The sequence below is a fragment of the Pedobacter sp. WC2501 genome (assembly GCF_052682415.1).
This window is the reverse complement of sequence record NZ_JBQZFI010000001.1, coordinates 62,923-83,203: the sequence shown is the minus strand read 5'-3', so window position 1 is coordinate 83,203 and position 20,281 is coordinate 62,923. Positions and strand designations below refer to the sequence as shown.

At 38.4% G+C, this 20,281-nt stretch carries 20 protein-coding genes; 7 read left to right on the top strand and 13 right to left on the bottom strand.

Annotated elements, in window-relative coordinates; all coding sequences use genetic code 11:
• Positions 1–124 precede the first annotated feature (124 nt).
• Together ACUN24_RS00355 and ACUN24_RS00350 are read right to left on the bottom strand one after the other, a co-directional pair.
• On the bottom strand, positions 125–757 hold the full coding sequence (locus ACUN24_RS00355) for a gluconate 2-dehydrogenase subunit 3 family protein (protein WP_445560770.1): 633 nt from the start codon (positions 755–757) through the stop codon (positions 125–127).
• 10 nt (positions 758–767) lie between these two features.
• Positions 768–2,504, bottom strand: a complete 1,737-nt coding sequence (locus ACUN24_RS00350; protein ID WP_315420064.1) for a GMC family oxidoreductase — start codon at positions 2,502–2,504, stop codon at positions 768–770.
• A gap of 287 nt (positions 2,505–2,791) precedes the next feature.
• On the opposite strand from ACUN24_RS00350, the gene ACUN24_RS00345 reads away from it, so the two are divergent.
• Entirely contained in the window at positions 2,792–3,979 is a 1,188-nt protein-coding gene (locus ACUN24_RS00345; RefSeq protein WP_445560769.1) for a class I SAM-dependent methyltransferase, read from the top strand.
• A 172-nt stretch (positions 3,980–4,151) separates the two neighbouring features.
• Here the strand turns inward: ACUN24_RS00345 and ACUN24_RS00340 are convergent, their stop codons facing one another.
• Both ACUN24_RS00340 and ACUN24_RS00335 read right to left on the bottom strand, forming a co-directional pair.
• A complete protein-coding gene (locus ACUN24_RS00340; protein ID WP_445560768.1) occupies positions 4,152–4,736 on the bottom strand; it encodes a murein L,D-transpeptidase catalytic domain-containing protein in 585 nt (194 codons plus the stop codon).
• Positions 4,737–4,813: 77 nt separating this feature from the next.
• The gene (locus ACUN24_RS00335) at positions 4,814–5,173 is read right to left on the bottom strand and encodes a DUF1304 domain-containing protein (protein ID WP_219075858.1); all 360 of its coding nucleotides are present in this window, start codon (positions 5,171–5,173) and stop codon (positions 4,814–4,816) included.
• Positions 5,174–5,603: 430 nt separating this feature from the next.
• On the opposite strand from ACUN24_RS00335, the gene dnaK reads away from it, so the two are divergent.
• A complete protein-coding gene (gene dnaK / locus ACUN24_RS00330) occupies positions 5,604–7,514 on the top strand; it encodes a molecular chaperone DnaK (protein ID WP_445560767.1) in 1,911 nt (636 codons plus the stop codon).
• A 400-nt stretch (positions 7,515–7,914) separates the two neighbouring features.
• Here dnaK and ACUN24_RS00325 read toward each other — a convergent pair whose 3' ends face one another.
• The 5 genes from ACUN24_RS00325 to ACUN24_RS00305 form a co-directional block, all read right to left on the bottom strand.
• Positions 7,915–8,991 carry a phosphotransferase enzyme family protein gene (locus ACUN24_RS00325; protein ID WP_445560766.1) on the bottom strand — a complete coding sequence of 359 codons (1,077 nt, stop codon included), beginning with the start codon at positions 8,989–8,991 and terminating at the stop codon, positions 7,915–7,917.
• Positions 8,982–9,881 (bottom strand): nucleotidyltransferase family protein, encoded by a 900-nt coding sequence (locus ACUN24_RS00320; RefSeq protein WP_445560765.1) that lies wholly within the window; start codon positions 9,879–9,881, stop codon positions 8,982–8,984. Before ACUN24_RS00320 ends, ACUN24_RS00325 begins: the two co-directional genes overlap by 10 nt.
• A 115-nt stretch (positions 9,882–9,996) precedes the next feature.
• Positions 9,997–11,571, bottom strand: a complete 1,575-nt coding sequence (locus tag ACUN24_RS00315) for a helicase HerA-like domain-containing protein (RefSeq protein ID WP_445560764.1) — start codon at positions 11,569–11,571, stop codon at positions 9,997–9,999.
• Between the two features lie 95 nt (positions 11,572–11,666).
• Positions 11,667–11,972 carry a chaperone modulator CbpM gene (locus ACUN24_RS00310; protein WP_445560763.1) on the bottom strand — a complete coding sequence of 102 codons (306 nt, stop codon included), beginning with the start codon at positions 11,970–11,972 and terminating at the stop codon, positions 11,667–11,669.
• 5 nt (positions 11,973–11,977) lie between these two features.
• The gene (locus ACUN24_RS00305; protein ID WP_445560762.1) at positions 11,978–12,874 is read right to left on the bottom strand and encodes a DnaJ C-terminal domain-containing protein; all 897 of its coding nucleotides are present in this window, start codon (positions 12,872–12,874) and stop codon (positions 11,978–11,980) included.
• A gap of 810 nt (positions 12,875–13,684) precedes the next feature.
• On the opposite strand from ACUN24_RS00305, the gene ACUN24_RS00300 reads away from it, so the two are divergent.
• The 4 genes from ACUN24_RS00300 (at position 13,685) to ACUN24_RS00285 (ending at position 16,538) form a co-directional block, all read left to right on the top strand.
• Positions 13,685–14,761: a PAS domain-containing sensor histidine kinase gene (locus ACUN24_RS00300; protein WP_445560761.1), complete on the top strand. Its 1,077-nt coding sequence runs from the start codon at positions 13,685–13,687 to the stop codon at positions 14,759–14,761.
• A 39-nt stretch (positions 14,762–14,800) separates the two neighbouring features.
• Entirely contained in the window at positions 14,801–15,451 is a 651-nt protein-coding gene (locus ACUN24_RS00295) for a response regulator (RefSeq protein WP_445560760.1), read from the top strand.
• 122 nt (positions 15,452–15,573) lie between these two features.
• Positions 15,574–16,092 (top strand): RNA polymerase sigma factor, encoded by a 519-nt coding sequence (locus ACUN24_RS00290; RefSeq protein ID WP_445560759.1) that lies wholly within the window; start codon positions 15,574–15,576, stop codon positions 16,090–16,092.
• A 77-nt stretch (positions 16,093–16,169) separates the two neighbouring features.
• Positions 16,170–16,538, top strand: coding sequence for a response regulator (locus ACUN24_RS00285; RefSeq protein WP_445560758.1), 369 nt, complete (start codon positions 16,170–16,172; stop codon positions 16,536–16,538).
• Positions 16,539–16,695: 157 nt separating this feature from the next.
• On the opposite strand, the gene ACUN24_RS00280 is transcribed toward ACUN24_RS00285, so the two are convergent.
• Complete coding sequence (locus tag ACUN24_RS00280; RefSeq protein WP_445560757.1) at positions 16,696–17,190, bottom strand: hypothetical protein; 495 nt, start codon at positions 17,188–17,190, stop codon at positions 16,696–16,698.
• Positions 17,180–17,638, bottom strand: coding sequence for a hypothetical protein (locus tag ACUN24_RS00275; RefSeq protein ID WP_445560756.1), 459 nt, complete (start codon positions 17,636–17,638; stop codon positions 17,180–17,182). Before ACUN24_RS00275 ends, ACUN24_RS00280 begins: the two co-directional genes overlap by 11 nt.
• A gap of 151 nt (positions 17,639–17,789) precedes the next feature.
• Between ACUN24_RS00275 and xth the strand changes: the two genes are divergently transcribed.
• A complete protein-coding gene (gene xth / locus ACUN24_RS00270) occupies positions 17,790–18,566 on the top strand; it encodes an exodeoxyribonuclease III (protein WP_445565115.1) in 777 nt (258 codons plus the stop codon).
• Positions 18,567–18,847: 281 nt separating this feature from the next.
• On the opposite strand, the gene ACUN24_RS00265 is transcribed toward xth, so the two are convergent.
• Both ACUN24_RS00265 and ACUN24_RS00260 read right to left on the bottom strand, forming a co-directional pair.
• On the bottom strand, positions 18,848–19,114 hold the full coding sequence (locus ACUN24_RS00265; RefSeq protein WP_445560755.1) for a hypothetical protein: 267 nt from the start codon (positions 19,112–19,114) through the stop codon (positions 18,848–18,850).
• A complete protein-coding gene (locus ACUN24_RS00260; RefSeq protein ID WP_219075845.1) occupies positions 19,114–20,229 on the bottom strand; it encodes a M42 family metallopeptidase in 1,116 nt (371 codons plus the stop codon). Before ACUN24_RS00260 ends, ACUN24_RS00265 begins: the two co-directional genes overlap by 1 nt.
• Positions 20,230–20,281: the final 52 nt, after the last annotated feature.

Sequence of the window (20,281 nt, the reverse complement as noted above, 5' to 3'; positions counted from 1 at the left end):
GCATTGGTCGTCATTGCGAGGAGGAACGACGAAGCAATCTTACAACAATCGCTACTAGCTAACGCTTTAAGATTGCTTCGTCGGCTGAAAAAGCCTTCTCGCAATGACGATTTTTCGTATACAATTATACCTTCACATTTTCCATTCCATACTTTTTCAGTACATCAGCAGGAACACCTGCCCATTGGTTTGGCGCATTACCTACATAACCAATGTCTTTTACGCCCATTTCAGTTGTGTAAAAACCTGATGCCGTTAAATTTCTCATTCTATTGAAAAAGGTTACCCCTGCCTGCATTTCTGGTCGGGCTTTTTTAGGGTAGGCAATTTCATCTACAATCGAGATCTGCTGATCTGCCGAAGCTTCAACAAAGGGTTTCTGGAATTTATTAAAGCTATACAAATCGAGCCATTTCAGGCCGCCTCGCATCGGTACTTTATGTTCAGGAATGTCTTTAACTATAAATTCGATAAACTCTGGCACTTTGGCATCAGATGCACTGCCCGAAACATCATCTTTAGGGATAATGATATCGGCCAAAACTGTAATCGTAGCCATTTCATGTTTAGTAAAGTAGGTTTCTGATTTTAGTTTTTTATCACGGTCTAATTCCCATTGCTCCCTTCCTGCTTCTTTTGCGCTTTCTTCTGGTGCGGCAACTTCGGTTTTTGTTTCGGGCTGCTTACAGGCATCAAGCAGCACGCTTGTGCTTATGGCTGTTAAACCTAATGCTTTTAGTGAATCACGTCTGTTCATATGGTAATTCTTAAATGTTCTGTTTTTTCTTTTGAGCTAAAATATATTCTGCAGTACGCATCGAAAGTGCTAAAATCGTCCAGGTGGCATTTTTGTCACCCTGTTGCACAAATGGCCCGGCATCTACCACAAATAGATTTTTGCAATCGTGTGCCTGGCAGTATTTATTTAACGCCGATTTTTTAGGATCATCACCCATGCGGATGGTACCCACTTCGTGGATGATTTTTCCAGGGTTGAGTAAACCATAATTGGTATCTGCGCCTTGAATTTCAGAAGTAACCACGGCACCCATTTCCTTCATAATTGAAAGAAAGGTTTCCTGCATGTGTTTAGCCTGTAGAATTTCATCTTTGTCCCATTTATAGTTAAATCTTAAAACAGGGATACCATATTTATCTACTGTGTTAGGATCGATTTCGCAATAGTTACTTTCTCTGGCAATTGCGGTACCACGGCCAGCCATGCCAACACCGGTTCCATAAAAGCGGCGGTAATCATCCTTTAATGATTTTCCATAACCTCCGGCTTCTTTCATTTTACCATCTCTGCCAGGCACCATTCCGTTCATTTGAGCCACACCACCACCAAAACCGTAAGCAGGCATGCCCATTCCGCCCCAATATTCGATATGGTAACCACGAGGGAAATTCAACTTTCTGTTGTCTAACCACCATGGCGAATAAATGTGCACACTGCCTACACCATCTTCATTATAACGTTTCCTGTCCATCAATTGAGGCAGGAATCCCGAAACACTTGCACCTGTAGAATCGTGCAGGTATTTGCCAACTACGCCACTGCTGTTTGCCAGACCATTTGGATGTGAAGTTGATTTTGAATTCAATAAAATGCGTGCTGATTCGCAGGCACTGGCACCTAAAATGACCAGTTTGCCATTTACCTGGTATTCTTGTAAATCTTTACGGTTTACATAAGAAACACCTTTAGCCGTACCATCCTTATCTGTAATCACTTCGCGTACCATCGCATCCGTAATCACAGTCAGGTTTCCTGTTTTTACCGCAGGGTTTACCAAACATGATGAGGATGAAAAATCGCCGTAAACTTTACAGCTTCTGCCGCATTGGCCACAGTAAAAACAAGGTGCACGATCATTATTATTCGGTAAAGCTTCTGTTAATACAGAGCCGCGACCGGTAATTACTTTTACTCCTGCTTTTTCTGCTCCTTTTTTGATGAAAAGCTCGTTTAACCTTGGTTTTGGTGGTTTCATAAAGATGCCATCAGGTTCATTTTCTAAACCTTCAGCTGTTCCATAGATACCGATCATGCGGTCAACTTTATCGTAAAATGGTTTTACATCGGCATAGGTTATCGGCCAGGCATCGGTTAAACCATCTTTAGGTTTAAAATCGTCAGGACCCATCCGCAAAGAAATCCTTCCCCAGTGATTGGTACGGCCACCGAGCATGCGCGAACGGAACCATTCGAATTCACTTTTGTTTTTCTGGGTATAAGGCTCGCCTTCTAACTCCCATCCCCCGTAAGAAGCATCAAAATCACCAAATGGACGAACGGTACCTGCACCACGGCGTGGCGACTCCCATGGCCATTTTAATTGATGTGAATCTAAACGTGGATCGAAATTTTGACCAGCCTCGAGCAATAAAACCTTTTGACCAGCATGCGCCAGAACATAGGCTGCCATCCCGCCACCAGCTCCTGAGCCAACAACAATGGCATCATAAACAGTAGGCGATTTTTTTATCTGAAAGTCACTCATGTATGTGATTAGCTATTTAAATATCCCTAATCTAGAATTTAATTTGCTGAAAAAAAAGCCTTGCGCTACTTTGGAATCAATATAGATAGGAGTTCCCTTTTGTATGCTAAATCGTATTATGTCGTTCATTTATTTAAATGAATGACAAAGATTTTTCTGGTTGAAAATGGCAGTATATATTACATTTTGCCTCTTCCGTCATTTTATATGGTCGCTCTATTGTTACATTATTATAAGCATGTGCAGCTCCAGATAAACTTGATTATCTTTGTGTTTTAAATTTATCAATGCCAGTGTCGGAATATACAGAACAATTTATCACAGCTTTAAAAGAAAGCCTGAATGCAGCAACATTTGTAAAAATTTCTTTGGGGAACTACAAAGGAGCAGAGGAAGCCTTAAAACAATTGCTGATCCGTAAGGTGGTGATCAAACGTGAAGATAAACTGGCTTTTACCTATCGTTATAAAACACGCGACGTGGTAAAAAACTATGGCATTGATGAGGCAATCGATTTAATTGCGGGTTATCTGGAGAATGGATTTAAAATAGCTACGCTGTTTACCACAGAAAATGACCTGATATTGGAAGAACTGAACAATGGAAAAATTGTATGGAGGAAAGGTAAAGCATCAAGTGAAGCAGCGCCGTCAGTCTATCATGACAAGGAAAAAAGCAGGTTGATAAAACCTGATTCGAAATCATATTTAACTGAATTAAAGATTACCGATACAGACGGGAAGGTTTTTAAAAATGCGCAGGATAAATTCAGGCAGATTAACCATTACATTGAAATTTTAAGTTCTTTAATAAAGGAACTGCCAGAAGGAACCATTAAAAAGGTGGTTGATATGGGCTCGGGTAAAGGTTATCTAACTTTTGCACTGTACGATTACCTGTATTCGGTTTTAAAATTGGAAAGCGAGGTAACAGGAGTAGAGTACCGCCAGGATATGGTTGACTTGTGTAATCAGGTTGCTGTTAAATCTGCTTTTGATAAATTGAATTTTGTACAGGGAACCATTGAAGATTATCAGGCTGAGCATGTAAATCTTTTAATTGCATTACATGCCTGCGATACAGCAACCGATGATGCCATTTATAAAGGGATTAAAGCGGATGCTGAACTGATTGTGGTTGCACCATGCTGCCATAAACAGATCCGCAGGGAAATAGAGAAAAGCAAAGTGAAAAACGATGTTTCTTTTTTAACTAAATACGGAATCTTTTTAGAACGTCAGGCCGAAATGGTTACGGATGGGATCAGGGCTTTGATTTTAGAGTATTTCGGATATAAAACAAAGGTTTTTGAATTTATTTCTGATGCACACACACCAAAAAATGTGCTTGTAGTGGGGGTAAAGGGCAAGGTACATAGCGCTGAGCGAAAAGCGGAGATTTTACAGAAAATTAAAGCAAGCAAGGAATATTTTGGGATTGGTTACCATCATTTGGAACGGTTGTTGGAATTGTAATTTAACCGCAAAGAACGCTAAGTTTTTCGCAAAGAAACGCAAAGCTGTGCTTAAATTATTATTCTGGTTTAAGCTATAAGAGCCATAGTCATTTTGATCCGATAGTTACGGATTTGTTTCAGCATCCTTCACGATAAGACCCTGAAATAGGTTCAGGGTGACGATCGCCTTGTTAAGCTGATGACTTAGCATAAATCCAAAGCAGTACCGGTTTTTTCTTGTTTTTGAGCAGCGCATCAATTTTTCTCATCGTAGCATCTGATAAAACAGGGCAACCAGCACTCTGTCCGAAAAGGGTTTGAGGATAAATTTCCTGATTAGGGACTGGGGTATAAGAATGTAAGACCACAATACGTTTGAAAGCATTGCTGTTCGTTTTCTCTAATCCATACATTTTATAGTGAATATTGATTCCCCAGTTGCTATAAGAACGTCCTTTAACTTTGTATTTGCCTAAAGAGGTGCAATAACTGCCTTCTTTGTTGCTAAAAATAGGTTTGGTTGGTGTACTGCCGCCACCAACACCATGGGCGCAAAGACCCTCGGTAGTGATTTCTTTCCTTTTAAAATCGTAAACAAAAATTCTGTTTTTACCTGAGTGGATACTCATATCGACCATGATGGCGATGGAAGTGTCCATGTTGTTTTTCTTGCAGAAGACTGAGGCTTCGCTAATTCTATCTATACTTATTTTATTCGGAGCAGGTTTAGAACCGAACAGTGTAAATACGATGAGGAGAGCGTGTAGCTTTTGCATATACAATTAATGAAATATCGAATAATTCACTGTTTTGGTCGGTGTGACACCAACCAATAGGATCAATAGAATGGAACCTACAGATGCAATAAAATTAATGCGATTAATGCCGGGATGGATTGCACATAAAGGATTTTTTTACTGGCTGTTGCAGCACCGTAAATTCCGGCAATAATTACGCAGGTTAAAAAGAATATGGCCACGTAAATTTTCCATTGATGATCGCTGATACATAACGACCAGATTAAACCCGCTGCTAAAAACCCATTATACAAGCCCTGATTGGCAGCCAAAGTTTTTGTTGGCACGAATAAATCTTTCGGGATGGTTTTAAAAACTTTTGGTGCTTTGGTGGTCCAGGCGAACATTTCCAACCAAAGGATGTAAATGTGGATCAAGGCGACTAAGCCTATTACGATTTGTGCTGCTATTTGCATTTTTTTGTGATTACACTGATTTAGGTGATTGAAACGATTGATTGTAATTTAAAGATATAAAACTTTGAGGCATTTAGATGACTACTCATTATTTCTGCTTGTGTTTTTATCACCGAAGCGCAAAAAACGCTGTTCAATAAACCCGATAATAGCGAACACGAGTGAAACGAAGTAAAGCGGTTAGCGGGGCAGGTGCTGCCGAAGAACTGCTGACTTTCATTTTCAAATCATTTTAAAGAATCTCCACATGGCTTTAGACTTAAGCTTTAGTCTTTCAGCTTATTTCTGTCATGCTGTCAGTAAACTGTAGCCTCTTTTTTTACATTTTAACAGTCTTTTACCTATATTTTCTGCCAAAAACCAATTGGCACAAGCATTGTTTAATAGCAGTAGAAATTATAATACTTTAAAAAGAGAAATTAAAAATACAATGGGAAAAATTATTGGAATAGACTTAGGAACAACAAATTCTTGCGTGAGCGTAATGGAGGGCAATGAGCCTGTAGTTATCGCAAACAGTGAGGGTAAACGTACTACACCGTCTATTGTTGCTTTTGCAGAAAACGGTGAGCGTAAAGTTGGCGAGCCTGCTAAACGTCAGGCTATAACCAACCCAACAAAAACGATATATTCGATTAAGCGCTTTATGGGTAGCAGCTACGACGAAAGTGCGAAAGAAGCTGGCCGTGTACCTTATAAAGTAGTAAAAGGTGATAACAATACACCACGTGTAGAAATCGACGACAGAAAATATACTCCACAAGAGATTTCTGCAATGATTTTGCAGAAAATGAAAAAAACTGCTGAAGATTTCTTAGGTCAGGAAGTTACAGAAGCGGTTATTACTGTACCAGCTTATTTTAATGATGCACAACGTCAGGCTACTAAAGAAGCTGGTGAAATTGCAGGTTTAACTGTAAAACGTATCATTAACGAGCCTACTGCAGCTGCTTTAGCTTATGGTTTAGATAAAGCACACAAAGACATGAAAATTGTTGTGTTTGACTGTGGTGGTGGTACACATGACGTTTCTGTATTGGAATTAGGTGATGGCGTTTTCGAAGTAAAATCTACTGATGGTGATACGCACTTAGGTGGTGATGACTTTGACCACATTATTATCGATTGGTTAACTGAAGAATTTAAATCAGAAAACAGCATGGACCTTGCAAAAGATCCAATGGCTTTACAACGTTTAAAAGAAGCTGCTGAGAAAGCTAAAATTGAGTTATCAAGCACCACTTCGACTGAAATTAACTTACCATACATTACTGCTGACGCCAGCGGCCCTAAACACTTGGTACGTACATTATCCCGTGCTAAATTTGAGCAATTGGCTGATAGTTTGATTAAACGTACTATCGATCCTTGTAAATCTGCTTTGAAAAATGCTGGTTTAAGCACAAGCGATATCGACGAAATTATTTTGGTAGGTGGTTCAACCCGTATCCCTGCAATCCAGGAAGCAGTTAAAGCTTTCTTCGGTAAAGAGCCAAGTAAAGGTGTTAACCCTGATGAGGTTGTAGCGATTGGTGCTGCTATTCAAGGTGGTGTGTTAACTGGTGATGTGAAAGATGTATTGTTATTAGACGTTACTCCTTTATCATTAGGTATCGAAACTATGGGTGGTGTAATGACTAAATTAATTGAGTCTAACACAACTATCCCAACTAAAAAATCGGAAACTTTCTCAACTGCAGCTGATAACCAGCCTTCAGTAGAGATCCATATTTTACAAGGTGAGCGCCCAATGGCTGGCCAAAACCGTACAATTGGCCGTTTTATTTTAGATGGTATTCCACCAGCACCTCGTGGTGTGCCTCAGGTAGAAGTATCTTTCGATATCGATGCCAACGGTATTTTACACGTAAGTGCTAAAGATAAAGCGACTGGTAAAGAGCAAAAAATCCGTATCGAAGCATCTTCAGGTTTAACTGATGCTGAGATCAAAAAAATGAAAGAAGAAGCTGAAGCTAATGCAGCAGATGATGCTAAGCAAAAAGAAGAAGCTGATAAAATCAACGGAGCTGATGCATTGATCTTCTCGACTGAGAAACAATTAAAAGAGTTTGGTGATAAATTATCTGCAGATAAAAAAGCGCCAATCGAAGCTGGTTTAGAGAAATTAAAAGCAGCGCACTTATCACGTAACTTTGCAGATATCGATGCAGCACAAGCTGAATTGCAAAATGCATGGAACGTAGCATCAGAAGAAATGTACAAAGATGGCGGTCAGCCTCAAGGTGGTGAACAACCACAAGCTGATGGTCAACCTCAAGGTGGTGGCGATAACGTTACCGACGTTGATTTTGAAGAAGTAAAAGAAGACGATAAGAAATAGGCTTAAAGTCGGAAAGTCTGAGGTCCGTAAAGTCCGAAGATTTAAATATAGAAAGCGTTCCGGTTTAAAATCGGAGCGCTTTTTTTTGTGGGCTAAACCTCACACGGTTCAAAAAGGGCTTATATGTCTTATATGGTTCTAAATATTTTGGAAATGAATGTTTCCAGTACTTTTCGGGAACTGCAGTCCCGCCATTCGCTACAATCTTTTTAAACTTCTGTCACGTTGAGTTACGAAGCATCTCTTTCATAGCTTACAGTTGCTTCGTGCCTCAGCATGACAGGATATTCAGGGTGACTGCTAATAAAAAAGTATTTTCGCTGCTGTCGGGTTTAATCAGGAAAGGGGGAATGCCTTTGGGCAAGATTGAATAGCTATTGCTTTAGATTGTCGAAAGCTTTTAAACCAAATTCTCTTCAATGATATCCTGCAATTCTTTTTCGTTTACCGATAATTCATAAAGCAGCTTAAACTGATTTTTGGCACGATCTAAGTTTTGTGTAGGGTAGCTTGTAGGATAATAATTATTTCCACTTAAAAAGTCGGTTAAAAAGCGCAGGGCCTGCATGTAAATGATGTATTTGCCCGAAAATAAAATAAGTTCTTTTTCCGTTTCCGTTAAAATGCTTTTCATTTCCGATAAGTAACCTTTTATCATTGCTTCGAAGTAAGGTAAACGTATTTTTATCTTATCCAGATCGGCTTCATTTTCTGAGAAAGCACAAAGATAAGTACGCATCATATCACCCAGATCGGAGATAAACTTGCCGGGCATAATGGTATCCAGGTCAATTACGCAAACCCCTTCATTTGTTTCGCTATCCAACAACACATTGCTGATTTTAGTGTCGTGGTGCATCACACGGTCTGGAAAATCCTTTCTATGGGCGTATGAATTATAATAATCTAAGATATACTTATGGGTTAAAGCATCTGAAAGCTGTGCTTTGGCATCCTGTTTTAATGTTTCATTAGCCTGATTCAATGCAAGCATAAACTGCTCATACCTTAAACCTAAATCATGGAAACCTGGTATAGTTGGCTGGAGGGTTTTGGCATCAAACTTATCCAACAGCCTGCTGAGTTTTCCAAACTGCTTTGCCGCTTCATAAGCTTGCTTGGGATCGGACAGCACATCTAAGGAGATCGTATTTGGCACAAAAGGAAGCATTCGCCAATATTCATGATGGATGTGCGCCATTTCTTCACCCCTCATGGTAGAAACTGGTTTTACAAAAAGATAATCTGGAGAAGTAAAGCTAAGATAATTGGCAATGATCTTAAGGTTGTCGGCAATGGCCTGTGGCGATTTAAATACCGAAGTATTGATATTTTGAAGAATGTATTTCTTCTCTCCCGTTGAGGGAGAAAGCAAATAAGTACGGTTGATTAAACCCGTACCTATCTGCGTAATTTTTGTATTTTCTTTAGCGTATCCGTAGGCTTCTAAAACTTCGGAATCTAAATTTAATTCCATAGTTTTTCCGGATATGTTCCGTTTTTAACCAATTGGTCAATACTATCCTGAACATAAGGTTTGTCTTCTTTGTAAGTTACACCGAACCATTTGTTTGAGGTTGGTACAACTTTAAAGGTTGCTGTATTGCTTTTTACCAGGTTTTCGCCGATTAATGGAATAAAAAATTCTGCTTTAGGTTTATCTTTATTCGCCTGGGCAAATTCTCTAAAAAGATCTTCAGTAATTTTGAATACAGCTGGTGTAAAACCCCAGAAATTCATCGATACAGGCGTTTCAAAGGCTAATGGAAATTCTTCTCCATTTTCTTCGTAAAAGATACTACCGTCTTTAGGATAAACTTTTGTGCGTTCTACAATTTCTTCCAGGTTACCAACTGCATCTACCTTACAAACACCGCGGGAAACAGCGCCAAACTCAGATAGGGTTTTGCCGATTTCGTAACCGATGATTGAATAATTGCTATCTGTCACTTCCGTGGTTAAGAAATCAACCATTTTTTTAAAGGCATCGAAGCCATAATAATCATCGGCGTTAATTACGCAGAATGGTTCTTTGACTACCTTTCTGCCCGATAGGATTGCATGTGCAGTACCCCAAGGTTTTTCTCTATAAATTTCTTCTTCTATTCCGAACTGTTTTAAATCGAAATTTTGGAAAACATAATCTGTTTCTATCATGCCTGCAAGTTTAGGCTCAAAAATAGCTTTAAAGTTATCTACGAACTCTTCTTTAATGATAAATACAACTTTGCCAAAGCCGGCATTAATTGCATCATATATTGAATAATCGATAATCGTTTCGCCATTTGGGCCAAAACCATCAATCTGTTTCATACTTCCATAACGGCTTGCCATACCGGCTGCCAATATTAATAGGGTGGGTTTCATTTATTACTTGTTAATTTTTGTTAGTGCCGAACTTTTTGATGATTAATGGAACAATCCTCGCTGGTTCGTATCGCGAAATTAATAATTTGAGTGTTTTAAAAGTTAAATAATTTGTTTAGAACCCAAAAAGTCCGCCACTGGTTTTAGATCGGGTTTTCTTACCTGTAAGCATGCCAAAAATACCGCGAACAATTTCTTTACCAATTTGGCGGGTTATTGTTGCGCCCATTACCTGCTCAACAAGACTCTTTTCGCCAGGTTTAGGTTTGCTTTCTTTTTCGGCCTGTTTTTGGGCTTCGGCTTCTTGTTTTTGTTGTTCTACAGCAACAGTTTGGTCGTTAATGCGCTGGGTTAAAATTTCGTAGGCACTTTCCCGATCAATTGCATCTTTATATTTTGTATACATCGAACTGGCGTGAACCACCTGATCAAAATCTGCAGCAGTTAACGGTCCCATAATGGCTCTTGGTGGGGTAAGCATGGTTGCCGAAACCTCAGTTGGAATACCTTTTTCATTTAAAACAGTAACCAATGCCTGTCCTGTACCCAATGAGGTTAATGTTTTATCAATCTCGTAAAAATCTGATTTTGGATAAGTATTCACCGTCTTTTTTAAGGCATCTACATCGTTAGGAGTAAATGCTCTTAATGCATGTTGCACACGGTTACCCAACTGGCCTAAAACACTTTCCGGAACATCGCCCGGCGCCTGAGTACAAAAGAAAACGCCAATCCCTTTTGAACGGATTAACCTGATAATGGTTTCTATCTGTTCTAAAAATGCTTTAGAAGAATTTTTGAACAATAAATGGGCTTCATCAAAAAAGAATACCAGCTTTGGTTTGTCTAAATCGCCAACCTCGGGCATGGTATTAAATAACTCAGCCAATAAGCTTAATAAAAATGTAGAGTATAATATGGGCTGGTTCTGAACATCGGAAATGTTTAATAGACTGATGGTTCCTTTGCCATCAACCCGTTCGAAAAGATCTTCAATATCAAACGATTTTTCACCAAACATACCGCCTAATCCCTGCTGTTCTATGGCAACGATTTTCCTAAGCATGGTACCCGATGTAGCTGTTGAGATACTGCCGTAACTGCTTTTAATTTCGGCAGCACCAGCACCTTCCGAGAGATAAGAAACCAGTTTCTTTAAATCATTTAAATCAATGATCGGCATTTTGTTATCGTCGGCATATTTAAAAATAACAGCCATCACACCTGCCTGTGTATCGTTTAAATCTAAGATTTTTGATAAAAGAGTAGGGCCAAATTCCAGCACTGTTGCACGCATCTGTGCGCCCATTTTACCCGAAAGAGAGTAAATCTCAACAGGGAAACCGGTTGGCGAAAAAGTTTTGTTGAGTTGTTGTGCCCTTTCCTCAATTTTAGGATTAACTGAGCCGGGCTGGTTCAAGCCTGATAAATCGCCTTTAACATCCAGCATAAAAACGGGCACTCCGGCATCCGACAATTGTTCTGCTAACAATTGTAATGTACGCGTTTTACCTGTTCCGGTTGCCCCGGCAATTAAACCATGTCTATTCATCATTTTTAGTGATAAATTAACTTCGGCTTCGCTGTAAACCTGTCCGTCTAAAATTCCGGCGCCTAAATAAATATACGAACCCGAAGGAGCATAGGATAATTTTATTTTTTCGATGAATTTTGAAGAAAGATCGCTCATTTTTTAAAATTAGATGGCCAATTTAAGAAACATATCTTAGAAAGGTTGTGTTTTTTGTTGGCACTTTTAATCTGGAATACTGCACAAACGGTTGTTTAGTATTGCTGGTTAAGTTGCTTATAATAATTTAGTTCGTTCTGAAGTATCGTGATTTCCTGTTGCATATTTTGCAATTGATTAAGCAAATGAGAAACGGCATGAATACCTTCCAGATTAATCTGCAGATCATTTGCCAAACGCAGGTACTGCTCCAGCTTAGACAATTCATCTACAGGCAAAAAGACAGATTGCTTTTTAATGGTGGTATGGATAAGACCAAAATCTTCGAGAGAATGGATAAAGTTGATCTCTACATGGTGATAAGCGCAAATTTCTTCTACAGGTATTAGATAGGTTTCCATAATGGTTAGAATTTGGAAAGTTTTTCGAACAGTTCTTTTTGTTCAGCATTTAGCTGGGTGGGTATTTTAACCTGCCATTTAATATACAGATCGCCAAATTGGTTATCTTTTTTGTAAACCGGAAAGCCTTTGCCCTTTAATCTTAAAGTGGCATCGGGCTGTGTTCCCTCCGGCACTTTAAGTTTGACTTTGCCATTTAAGGTTTCTACAATTTTTTCGCCACCTAAAATGGCGGTATACAGATCTATTTCCTCCTGGATATAAATGTCGTTCCCTTTCCGTTTGAATTTAGGATCATCAGTAATATTGAATTTTATAAATAGATCGCCTGGAGGGCCATTATTAACTCCAGGCGCACCATAACCCGGAAGTTTTATCTTTTGTCCGTTTTCTACACCGGCTGGAATGGTAATACGTACCTGCTTGCCATTAACAGTTAAGGTTTGTTTATGCGTGGTATAGGCATCGAGTAGGTTTAACTGTAAATCAGCATTGTAATCCTGGCCTTTAAAAGGTGAATTTCTGCTGCTTCTGCCACCACCGCCACCAAACATGGAAGAAAAGAAATCAGAAAAATCTTCGCCGCCAAAACCACCAGAATATCTATTGCCACCATAACCCTGGCCTTGCGACTGGTATTGCCTTTGCTGCTGTTGCTGTGCATCCAACTGATCGGCATGCTGCCAATCTTTGCCATATTTATCGTATTTCTTTCGTTTTTCGGGATCGCTTAAAACTTCGTTAGCCTCGTTAATTTGCTGAAATTTTTTATTGGCTTCTTCATTGTTGGGATTGAGATCCGGATGATGTTTTCGGGCTAATTTTCTATAAGCTTTTTTAATATCCTCAGTGGTTGCATCTTTTTTTAAATCGAGGATTTTATAATAGTCTATGTAGTCCATAATGGCTTAACAAATTAATAAAGGGAATGTTCATTTTTATTGTATAAATGTAGGCTTTATAATGGTGTATTTCAATGGAGATTGCTTAACCAAATGGTGGGCAGTTCTTTATGGTATGAGATACTTTGCAATAAGTTAAGAAAGTTATGGTTTTGTTCCCGCAGATTACACTGATCTCCGCTGAGTATATCTAATCAACAGTTTACACCTTCCATCCCAAGTTAAATAGTCCTGATGGCAGTGAAAATCCCTTTTGGTTAAGGAGGGAATTGATCAACATGTTGCTGTCATTGTGCTCCAGATTATCAAAATATTAATTATTATAGGTGCAGCTAGATGTTACCATTTGACTGATTGATCGTGGAATGGGTATTTCTATAAAAGGAAGGTCTTTTTATCAATGAGGTCTTAGGCTCTGGTCAGACTAACAAATCGCTGGTAGCGATGTAACTGCATACCTTGATGTAAAACAAAATAGCCACCTGTGCGGATGGCTATTGGTAAGAAGAATTCTAGCTTCTTTTATGGTGTGCCTGCCCTCCGCGGATCTCCCGCTCACAGGACTTTTTTATCTTTTCTTTATGTTCAACAATTTAGGTAATAGTTAGTTTTAATGCATCAAATAATTTTAAACATCGTGTGGAAAATGTTAATATCTCTGAAGGTGGATCAACAGCTGTGTAACTGGTCTTATGCTAAGTAATTAAATCTATTCTTTTTGATAAAACATTTTTACTCCTATAGTGTTTGAAGTGTGACTGCTGATTCATTATTTATATCGTTTAGTGGCAAATTTTCAAACATTAAATCATGGTCGAATTGAATAAAGAGCTTTTTTGTAATCTTGGTGACCGTTCTCTTGATGGTTATTTTATTTTCAACTATACCGCGCAGAATTTTTCATATTTAAATAAATCGATAGGTAATATTTGGGAACTCGATCCTGATGAAGTTATCACTAACCCACAGCTACTTCTGGAACGTGTACACCCTGAAGATGTAACGCATGTGATGTCATGCGGCAAAGAATGCCTTGAAGCGCATACGGATAAAAAATATGAATTCCGTTTGCTGTTTGCCGACAAGGAAAAATATGTACGGGTAACTGTATTTTCTGTTACTGATGGGGATGTTAAGCATTTAGTGGGTACGGTAGAAGACACCACAGTGGCGCGCCATAATAAAATTCACATCGAACAAATTAATGCCCGAAAGAATATAACACTGGAAGTATTGGCGCACGATTTAAAAGAACCGCTGGGCATGATGAAATTAACGGCTTCATCTATGAAAGAGGACATTTCAAAAACGGGCGATGAGCAGATGATAAACTCACTGTCTTTTATTCAAGAGATGTGTGAGCGGAACCTGCTTTTGGTACGGAGCATGATTAATCGTGAATTTTTAAAATCATCAGTAATTGAAATTGGGAAGGAGCGGGCAGATTTGGTTTGGGAACTTAGAGACGTGGTTCGTTTTTATAAACGATCAAAATTGGGAAAAATGAAAAACATTAAGTTCATCAGTTCGGCAGAGCAGATTTATCTGAACCTGGATAGTATGAAATTTTTGCAGGTCATCAATAACCTCATCTCAAATTCCATAAAATTTACTCCTGATTATGGAAATATTACTTTACATGCCGAAGAATATGAAAGTTCCGTTTTAATTACTGTAGCTGATGACGGGATCGGTATTCCGGAAGAGCTGCAGGCCGGTCTTTTTGACCAATTACCCGAAACTTTAAGACCTGGCCTTAAGGGAGAGGAGTCAGGTGGATTTGGTATGGGAATAATCAAGGCTATTGTTGATTTACATCAGGGGAAAATCTGGTTTAAAAGCAAAATTGGTGTTGGAACTACCTTCTATATTGAGCTGCCTAAGTAGCCGTTTTAATTTTAAAATGGCGTAAGTTATATTTGAATTATGATTAACATTATTCTTGCGGATGACCACCATATTATCCGGACCTCACTTAAAGCGCTTATCGAAAAACACGAAGGCATTAATGTTGTTGCAGAAGTACCGGATGGCTTAGCTGTTTTGGAACTTCTTGAAAAAGGAACAAAAGCTGATATCATTTTATCAGATATTGTAATGCCAAGGCTTGATGGAATAGCTTTAGCCAGTACTATTAAAGAACGCGGATACAATACGAAAGTAGTGGTTTTGTCTATTTTAGAAGATGAAAAGTATGCTTCAAATGCTTTAATATCAGGTGCTTTTGCTTACCTGTCAAAAGATATTGAAGAAGATGAATTGCTGTTTTGCCTAAAACATGTAATGAACGGGAAACGGTATCTTTCTTCTAATATATGCATTTCCATTTTAGAGCGTTTTAATACGCAGCTGAATATGCTTTCGCGAAAAATGAATACCGATATCAACTTTACAGAGCGAGAAATTAATGTGTTAAAACTTATCGCTGATGGGTTAACAAATCAGGAAATTGCTGATAAATTGTACTTAAGCAGGCGAACGGTAGAGAGCCAGAGAGAAGCTTTAATCAGTAAAACCGGAACAAAAAACTCTGCATCTTTAATTCGTTTTTCCATGCGAAATGGTTATGTAGACTAGTGCTTTTGATCATTTTCCGGGGCTTTTTTGAGTGTTTTAAATAAACCGTAAAAAATCGGGTATTTTTACAAATAACATAAGGTATTGCTGTTTGTTGAATAATTACATCAGCCTTAACTAATATGGATACCTTAAATTTCAATTGTGACATCTACCAGTACAGACAACCTCTTTTCGATCGTGCATTAGCCTATACGCATGATGAAGACGATGCAGCCGATTTAGTTCAGGATACCTTTATGAAAGCATTTAGGTTTTCGGCTAAATTTGAAATGGGAAGCAACGTGAGGGCCTGGCTTTTTACCATCTTAAAAAATACCTTTCTTAATCATTACTATAAGGTAAAACGTAAAAATGAAATGATCCAGCAGGAAGAAGATTTAACTTCTATTCAACTGGTTCCAAGCGCATCGTCGAATGGTGGTGCCACAAAGTTTATAATGGAAGACATTCAGAAATCTTTAAATGCTTTGCCTGAAGATTGCCGGTTTTGTTTCTGCCGTTACTTTGAAGGCTATAAATACCATGAAATTGCTGCCGAGCTTGACATTCCCCTGGGTACTGTAAAAACCAAAATACACGTAGCCAGAGGCTTGCTGAAAAAAATGCTTAAAAATTATAAATCTGGTTTGGTTGCCTGACATTTATCATTTATTCGGAAAATTCGGGTATAAATACATCAGATGAACTAAGCCACTTTAAACTAGATTTGTTGCACATGAGCAACACGTTGGTTAAGAAAATTCTTATAGTTGATGATGACGAGAATATCCACGATATTATAAAATTAATTTTCGAGGAAGAACATTATCATATTAAAGGTATTTTAAATGCTGGTAATTTAGAAGAAACAATCGCTGATTTTTTGCCAGATATTATTTTATTGGATATACTTATTGGTCAGTATGATGGCAGGGATATTTGCAATAAATTAAAGCACAATCCTAAAACAGCATACTTGCCAGTCATATTGCTTTCAGCTTTGAATATGGATAATCTAGGCTGTTCGCCCAATGATATCATTGAAAAACCTTTTGATATTATGAACCTTCAACAGAAGGTGAAGGCATTGCTGTATAGATCTTAAAACTTGTTTGAACATAAAAAAGGGATAGACTAACAGCCTATCCCTATATCTAAACTCAAACATGCGCTCAAACATGAATGAATCTTAATAACTAAACAGTTCAGTTTCGTATTGGTTTTGAAAAAGACAGGTTTTATCTGTCAAATTCGGCATAATTTTACCTGACCTTTTGTTTTAGTTCTATTTTCAATTCTTTGATCTGTTCCTTTGCCTGTCTGTTCTCCAGATAAAAATAAATGGCACCCGCTAAAAATACTTTTCCTAATACAAATACTGCAATAAATATCCATTTCCAGGCTTTATTTATACGCATTTGGTTAGATTCTGATTCTACCTGTATATATTTTTCCTGTTTGCTTTCCCTGTTAGATTTTTCATGCCTGTATTCGGGCTCAAAAGTGGTTTGTACAGCCTGGTTACGACGTTGGATTTCATTGATCTCGTGCTCAATTTTAGACAAAGTGCCTGCAGGCGGCTCAATACTCATGCTTTGTGCCAGCAATTCCATATCATATTCGAGCTGTTCCAAAGCCTCTTTGAATGATGGGTATTCTTTTTTCAGCGATAAAACTTGCTGTACCTCCTCTTCGGTGGCAATCCCCATTACATAGGTCTCCATTAAACCACTTTCAATAATTTTATTAATTTCCACTTGTCCTCCTCATTTTATCGATTGATAACTTTAACTGATTGCGGATTTCACTTTCATCACAGCCAATTGTTCCCGCCAGGTATGGAATTGATTTTCCATGGTAATATATTGCACAGAATATTTGTTTCTGTAAATCATCTAACAAATCTAACCTGCCCTTGTTTAATGATGGGTTAGGTTTTAACTGATAATCTTTTGTCGTAAACAAAGTTAATTTACTTTGTGCGTATTGACGCAATTCCAGCCAGATATTTAACTTGCTTTTTTCTTGCAAAAAAACAACATCCTTAACAAATGAAGTAAGAATAGTAACCAGATGCTCTTCTGATTTTTGATGATCTTGCACGATGCCGTTAATATAGCCAAGCAGCATGGGTGCATACTGATCATAAAACCAGCGGATGTCTTTTGGTTCTGCAGGAGGATTGTTTGAAACTGCTTTGAACATGTGTTTTTTGAACGGTTTAGGCTTAATGAATTGCAATATAAGACCAAATTTTTAAATCATTTGAATTATTTAACCAAAAAGTGGCCTGATATTTAGGATCAAAAAAATGAACAATCTTCTATTTTTGGGTTTTAATGTTGAGATTTATAAAATGAAAATAGCTACTTATAATGTAAACGGTGTAAATGGCCGCTTGCCTGTACTGTTACGTTGGCTGGAAGAAACCCAGCCAGATGTGGTATGCCTGCAGGAATTGAAGGCTCCTCAGGAAAAATTTCCAGAACAGGCGATTAAAGATGCAGGTTATAATGCGATCTGGCATGGACAGAAAAGCTGGAATGGAGTAGCTATACTTGCCAGAAATTTAGAAATAACAGAATTAAAGCGTGGTTTGGATGGAGATCCTGAAGATCTGCAGAGCAGGTATCTGGAGGCAATGGTAAACGGTGTAGTAATTGGCTGTTTATACCTGCCAAATGGCAATCCGGCACCTGGCCCTAAGTTCGATTATAAACTGCAATGGTTTGAACGTTTTGCCGCACATACCGCAACATTGCTGGCGCGAAATATACCTGTTGTTTTAGCGGGAGATTATAATGTGATTCCGACCGAACTGGATGCTTATAAACCTGAGCGATGGGTTGAAGATGCTTTATTCCGTCCGGAAACACGTTTGGCATTTAAAAATTTACTTGCCCAAGGCTGGACAGATGCTATCAGGAAATTATATCCTACCGAAACCATCTATACTTTTTGGGATTACTTCCGTAATGCCTATGGCAGAAATGCCGGATTAAGGATTGATCATTTTTTACTAAGTCCTCAGGTGAGCGATCGCTTAAAATCAGCTGGAGTGGATAGGGACGTTAGAGGATGGGAAAAAACAAGCGACCACGGCCCTGTTTGGATTGAACTAAATGATCTGTAACTCAGATTAAGATTGTTTAAATCGGTAACATCTAATTTGTTCCAATTAATTTTAACGTTTCGCCGTCCTGTTGTGATAGTATTCCATTGGCTTTAATCCATTGGGTTTATCCGTCAGGCCCGACGTCGAGAAAAAAAATGCATCATAAATGTAGATTGGTCATCCTGAGTTTGTCGAAGCGCCTTTTATGCTATAAGGTGTTTCGACAAGCTCAACATGACATCATCTGAGGCGAATGGCCTTTATGATACAATCTCTTTAGCGCTTATTTTATACTAAAATTAATACTGATTGGTGTTTGTTGACTTTTCAATCAGTTGTTTTTGATCGGTTAAATCTTTATAATAGAAATAAGCCGTAAACCCCAAAATGAGGATGATGTTGCTAAACTTAAAACTATGATTGAGCCAATAATCAAAAGGCGGTGTATTGCCACTAAAACTTTGCTTGATACTGGGACAAGAATTTATCGTAAAAATGATAAAAACCATAAGTAAAAACTTCAGCAAAGTCCTGATGATAATTTTCTGGTGGTTTACTTTTTCCATTATTTAAATTCCCTGAAATCCTGACCGTTGGTGATGTTCAATAAACTTTCATAAATCAGGCTGATCACATTGTCAACATCCTCTTTGTGCACCATTTCTACGGTTGTATGCATGTAGCGTAACGGCAACGAAATTAATGCAGATGGTACACCGCCATTCGAGTAGGCAAAAGCATCAGTATCGGTTCCGGTAGAACGTGATGAAGCCTGGCGCTGGAAAGGAATATTATTTTTCTCAGCAGTTTTAATTAATAGTTTGTTCAGATTGGTTTGTACAGCAGGGGCATAAGAAACTACCGGACCTTTACCTGCAGATAAATCACCCTGAATGTTTTTATTAATCATTGGCGTAGTGGTATCGTGCGTTACATCGGTAATGATGGCCACATTTGGTTTAATGCGCTGGGCAATCATCTCGGCACCGCGTAAACCAATTTCTTCCTGTACAGAGTTTACAATGTATAATCCGAAAGGAAGTTTTTTCTTGTTCTCTTTTAATAAACGGGCTACTTCGGCAATCATAAAACCACCCACACGGTTATCTAAAGCACGGCCAACATAGTAACGGTCGTTCAAAACCATAAACTCGTCTTCGTAGGTAATTACACAGCCTACATGGATGCCTAATTTTTCTACTTCTTCTTTTGATGTGCAACCGCAATCTAAAAAGATGTTTTTTAACTCCGGAGCCTGTTCTTTCTCGCCATGGCGCGTATGGATAGCTGGCCAGCCGAATACTGCTTTAACCAAGCCATTCTCGGTATGGATGTTTACACGTTTTGAAGGTGCAATCTGATGGTCAGAACCACCATTGCGGATCACATAAATTAAACCATCGTTGGTGATGTAGTTTACATACCATGAAATTTCATCGGCGTGGGCTTCTATAACTACTTTAAAGTCAGCTTTAGGGTTAATAACACCTACTGCGGTGCCATAATTATCGATAAAATGTTCGTCGATATAGGGTTTTAAATAATTTAACCAAAGTTTTTGTCCTTCCCATTCATAACCGGTAGGAGCAGGGTTATTGATGTATTCTTCCAGAAATTGCAGCGATTTTTTAGTAACCACAGCAACATGTTTTTTCTTTTCGTCGTCTTTTTTCTTAGCCATTTTAATAGATCTGAGATTTGAGTATTCAGATTTGAGACTTCATACTCATTTT